Source organism: Pedobacter sp. 01N416, assembly GCF_056399685.1.
In genome coordinates this window covers 1-4,955 of record NZ_JBFTRT010000379.1, presented here as the reverse complement: position 1 = coordinate 4,955, position 4,955 = coordinate 1, and the positions used below count along the sequence as shown (strand labels likewise).

The window sequence follows — 4,955 nt, the reverse complement described above, 5'->3', positions numbered from 1 at the left end:
AAGCTAAACTCCCGCGAAGAACGTGGAACCTTAAAACCAAAATTACTGAAAACATAACTCACAAAGCCAGAGCAATCGAAACCAACTTTAGGATTACTTGTTGCATAACGATAGGGGATACCTAACATGCTTTTAGCAAAATCGATTAAACTTTCAGATTGTTTAGCCGACGAATTGTTTGATGGTTTATCCTCTTTAGGGAGGCTGGCAACGAGCTTTTTAACTAACTCCTGGTACTGAGCCGGGATGATGGTTTGGGATTTTCCTGCCGTGGCAGACAAAATGAAAAACGCAATCGGGACTATTATTTTCTTCATATGTAGGAACCAAAGATATAAAAAATATCCAAAGTCGATTAAAATGTTGAAAATGAGTGCAAATAAAACAAGGCTGTATCATAAATATAGAATTGTCATCCTGAGCCTGTCGAAGGACCTTTTAAAATGTCTCGCAAGGCGTTTCGACAAGCTCAACGTGACAAATTCGAATGGAATTACAATTTAGGATACAGCCCTAATAATTAAAATATTTGTTTTCGATTAAATACTTGGGAACATGGTTTGTGCTTTATCTCCAATGAGTGGCAATGCTTTCTGCTCACTATTATTTGCGCTAACGGCACCCAAAATGATAAAAATAATGTAAACAATGTACACCAGATAGCTTAGGTATCCTAAAATTGCCGTTGGTAAAATCATGATAATTATCGTTAAGGCCACATTAATCACAATAATACCCAAATGCAGTAACAGAGATTGCCTTAAATGATAACTTGATAACGCTGTTTTGTTGTCTTTGTACATCGCAAAGTACGATACTAGCCAGCCAATAAGGAAAATGTAACTAACAATTGCTGCATTTTTTCCACTATCGGCTGTTTTAAAAGGTGAGTTTGTTTCCATAGGTTTTTTAGTTTTTCGATTTAGCACGTAAATTACTAAATAATATGGATATTATGGTGTGGTAACAGCAACAGGTAAAATCTTTCCATTAAAGAATTTGTGTCCGGTTTTAGCAAAGTCGGTAACATATTTCCCCATTTCGAAGGCCATAACCGGGCTTTGGTAACCAGGGAAAGCAGCTTCAAGCATTTCCGTTTGTGCCGATCCTAATGCAAGACAATTGATTTTGATTCCTGTTTCAGCCAATTCGAAGGCCAAACATTCAGTTAAGGTGTGCAGCGCTGCTTTACTTGCCGAGTAAGCTGAAAGTCCTGGGAATTTAACGCTCCCTTGAAAACCACCCATACTACCGATGTTTACAATGTGGCTTCCGCTTTGCATTAGAGGTAAAATATGCTGAATCATCCTGAAGTGTGCGATCACATTGCTTTGTAACATTTCACCCAGATCAATTTCTGTGGTTTCTAAAAAAGGTTTATTAATTAAGGCCCCTGCATTGTTAATTAAGATATCAACAGATCCTAATCGTTCTTTTAAAAATGGAACTAATGCGGCATAGTCATCATTTACAATGTCAAATTCTACTGGTAAAAGTGTACAGTCTGGATTAATGCCTTTAGCAATTTCTAAGAGTTTACGCAGTTTATCTGCCGATCGGGCAATGGCTACAATTTTGTTCTCTTTCTGTAAGCTAAACTCTAAAGCAGTTTCGAAACCGATTCCACTACTTGCACCTGTAATTATAATGTTCATTAAAAAAAGTTAAAAATTGTTGTAAAGTTAAAAGGCCGAATGTTCCTAACCTGATGAAATCAAAGTTAGGAAAAAAAGAGTAAGTCAAATAGAACCATGTTTGCAAGGATTAGAACATAGCGATTACATTACTTAATTTACACATTATGTTGCAAATGTGGTTGTCAGTCGTCCTCGTTATAAATAAGGATGATTGGAATTAATTACTAATAAGAAATTTAAGGTATTTGAACGATAAGTTCGTCATGCTGAATTTATTTTACAAGTAGAAGTAGCATTTTCAATTGTCTTGTAGCTACTACGTGGTCAGCATCTATTTTGCATTAAGACCCTGAAATAAATTACCTTCGGTGAGCTCGCTAAGGCTCGGTTCAGGGTGACGACCGACTTATTATAGCGATAAATCAATCCTCCACAATCAGCTGACTTACCGGGTTTTTAATTACATGTAAGCCATCGCTGATCAATTTCGTATGATCAAGCTCCCTGCCAGCTTTTATTTCCAGATAGACCTGAATTTCCTTTTCCAGCTGATGATAAATCTTTTTATGGTAAATAATCTCCAGGATTTCCAATGCACAAAGCCAATCCTGCCTATGGTTCGATTTTAGTTGTGCGAAAATTTCGGCAAGTTTATCCAAACCTTCGCCACTTTCCCTGATCTCTCTAACCGTTTGGTATAAACCGTGCAGTTTTAAAGTCTTATCATCATAAGTAATCTGATGTGTTTTTTCATTACTAATTAACGTAATTTCTTCGTAAGCGTCTTTATCGGCAGCTCCATTAAAAACTGAAACAATGGTTTCGCCTATCGCCATATCATAAATGCCCCATTCGGGTTTAAACAAGATATTTCCATTGCGCTCTGTAACTGTACAGTCTTTAAAGCCAATTAAAAGGAGCTTGTTGCTATCGGTAATAATGTCCTTAATCACACCAATTACTTTAATGCCGCTTTCAAATAAAAGTTCAGTTTTTTCACCTGTAATTATCCCTAAACCCTGTAATTCAGCTATACTATAATCTTCCAGTGCTTTTGGAGCATCTTTTAACCGACCAACAGGAGATGAAAAACCATCAGCGTGGTAATCTTTCCCATGGCCGCTCAATTGTTTTCCGTTAAAAGCCAATGCCGAAGGACCGGTTGTTTTAATAAAGGTTACCTCATCTTTTGTACCCACACCAATATCGGTAAATGCACCGCTTACCTGTAAGCCCGAACTATAAACCGCTGTGGCTACATTTTTACAGGCAATTGCTTTCATAATGCTTTCTGTGCCGCCTTTTCTAAAGGCCATGGTATTGGCAAAGGTTTCCAAAACATCAATAAGATTATGGAATGTTTCGGTTACAAAAAGCTGCGGCTGTGGCTTGGTAATATCGTAAGCGTAATTAATCGTATCGATATTATACCAAAGTTTCTCCACATCTTTTTGCATACAGGTTGCACTTTCACCAATAGAAGAAAGCAAACCAGCACCATAAATTTTTGGGTTTTCTAAAGTGCCAATCAAACCATACTCAACCGTCCACCAGTGCAAGCGACCAAGTAAAGCCATTTCAGAAGGTTCGCCCATGTTTTCGCTGATGTAGCGCAGCTCTTTTTCTGCCTTGGCAATCTGAAACTCATCTGTATCTATGGCTTCCTTCAGAATCGATAGTTTCCTAATGGCCTCGTAAAGTTCAAAATCCTTTGCCGAAAACATGGCTTTTGCACCAATTGAGCCAAAATAACTTAAATAATTATTGTAATCCGTATCGGCAATAATAGGTGCATGGCCAGCACTTTCGTGTATAATATCTGGGGCTGGTGTATATTCAATGTGATTAATCTGGCGGATATCGGCAGCAATTACCAGTACACGGTAAGCCTGATATTCCATAAAAGCAGCTGGCGGAATAAATCCATCAACAGTAACGGCGCCCCAACTAATCTTGCCCAGATTGTCGTTCATGGTTTGCAGGTCGGGAATGTGTTCAATACTTAAACCAGCTCGTTGTAAGCCTTTTATGTAAGGGTAGTAAGCAACATTTTTAAGATAGCTATAATTCTGACGCATTACGTAACGCCACACTGCTTGATCTATTGGTGTGTATTTTTTGTAATTTTGGGCAACAATAAATTGCTTTAAATGATTGGGCAATTTTGTTACCTGCGCATTATTAAAATCATTAAAATGGCTCATGGTTAATCTGAAAATAAGTTGGTCGGCAGCTAAGTTATGATGTTGTTTTTATCTTATCAAGAAAGTGGCTGGATAAATTAACAGGCGAAAGTAATAAAGGTTTTAGGCGGGAAAATGATGGATTAATCATTAGAAAAGATGCTGTCGTATTTCATCGGGAAGGTTCTGTCGGGCTGTTTGCTATATCTTTTGCTGCCCTTCGACTCCACCCAGGGTGATCGCAAAAGGATACCGCTTCCATCCCGTTTAGGTACAAAGGCTTATGCTGATGAACCTGGTTTTTCCTGCATGTTGCTAAACAGCGAAAATAGGAGTAATGTTGTGGCCACCTAAACCCGACTGGAACGTAAAGCTTGGAACGAGGTACGAGTGAGGACTTGATTAAAGGCGGGATTGTAGAAACCGAAAATGCTGCTGTAACTGCTTTCCACAAAAAGGATAAGCTTAAAAAGCAATTTATTAGAAAGTCGTCATCTCGACCGAAGCACCGCGGAGTGGAGAGATCTTTAAACTATGTTATTGAAATCAAATTTAAAGATTCTCCTCCAAAGTAGTTCCTTTGGAACACTATGGTCGAAATGACGATACTTCTGATCGACCCAACTCTTTTTATCAGTGCCTCCATGAGAAACAATTATTTAGGACTATTAATGTTTTTTTGCTTTTTTTCTCCGATTTTTTTAACGCTAAACGTAAAGTAGTGCTGATAGAGGTAACTGAAAAGTGCCATTAAAACCGATACCAGTATTCTCGAGAGCATCGCTAAAGTTGGATAATCTCTTAAAAGTTCCAACAAAAACTTCAATAAAACATAATTGGCCAGTATGTTAATGAATTGAAGGTTTAAAAACCTAAAAAGCTGAACCCTCCCTTTTAATTCGCTATGGGTAAATATCACATACTTATTAAGCAAAAAACTGGTTGGAATAGCAACGGCATAATCGACCAATAGCGATGCGGTTTCTCTCTGTAGTACAATTACCCCAAAATCTACTTCTTCGGTTTTAAAAATGAAAAAGTAAGCAAAATAATAACTTAAGATTCCTAACAGCAAAGTACCGCCACCAGTGGCCAGATACCTAAAATTGTGTAAAGAAATAAATTTTTTAAAAGG

5 protein-coding genes are annotated in these 4,955 nt (G+C 37.7%); all 5 read right to left on the bottom strand.

Annotation, left to right across the window (positions count from 1 at the left end):
* Positions 1–317 (bottom strand): C40 family peptidase (locus AC1DND_RS19300; protein ID WP_477584078.1); only part of this gene is annotated, 317 nt, incomplete at its 3' end.
* 222 nt (positions 318–539) lie between these two features.
* Entirely contained in the window at positions 540–902 is a 363-nt protein-coding gene (locus tag AC1DND_RS19295; protein ID WP_029275413.1) for a magnetosome magnetite crystal formation protein family, read from the bottom strand.
* 51 nt (positions 903–953) lie between these two features.
* Complete coding sequence (locus AC1DND_RS19290; RefSeq protein ID WP_477584076.1) at positions 954–1,655, bottom strand: SDR family oxidoreductase; 702 nt, start codon at positions 1,653–1,655, stop codon at positions 954–956.
* Between the two features lie 404 nt (positions 1,656–2,059).
* Entirely contained in the window at positions 2,060–3,841 is a 1,782-nt protein-coding gene (locus AC1DND_RS19285; protein ID WP_477584074.1) for an aromatic amino acid hydroxylase, read from the bottom strand.
* Positions 3,842–4,475: 634 nt separating this feature from the next.
* Positions 4,476–4,955: GtrA family protein (locus AC1DND_RS19280; protein WP_477584072.1), on the bottom strand; the 480-nt coding region annotated here is incomplete at its 5' end.

Coding starts and splice junctions, on each gene's coding strand:
- AC1DND_RS19295 (WP_029275413.1), bottom strand. CDS start 902: ATGGAAACAAACTCACCTTTTAAAACAGCCGATAGTGGAAAAAATGCA.
- AC1DND_RS19290 (WP_477584076.1), bottom strand. CDS start 1,655: ATGAACATTATAATTACAGGTGCAAGTAGTGGAATCGGTTTCGAAACT.
- AC1DND_RS19285 (WP_477584074.1), bottom strand. CDS start 3,841: ATGAGCCATTTTAATGATTTTAATAATGCGCAGGTAACAAAATTGCCC.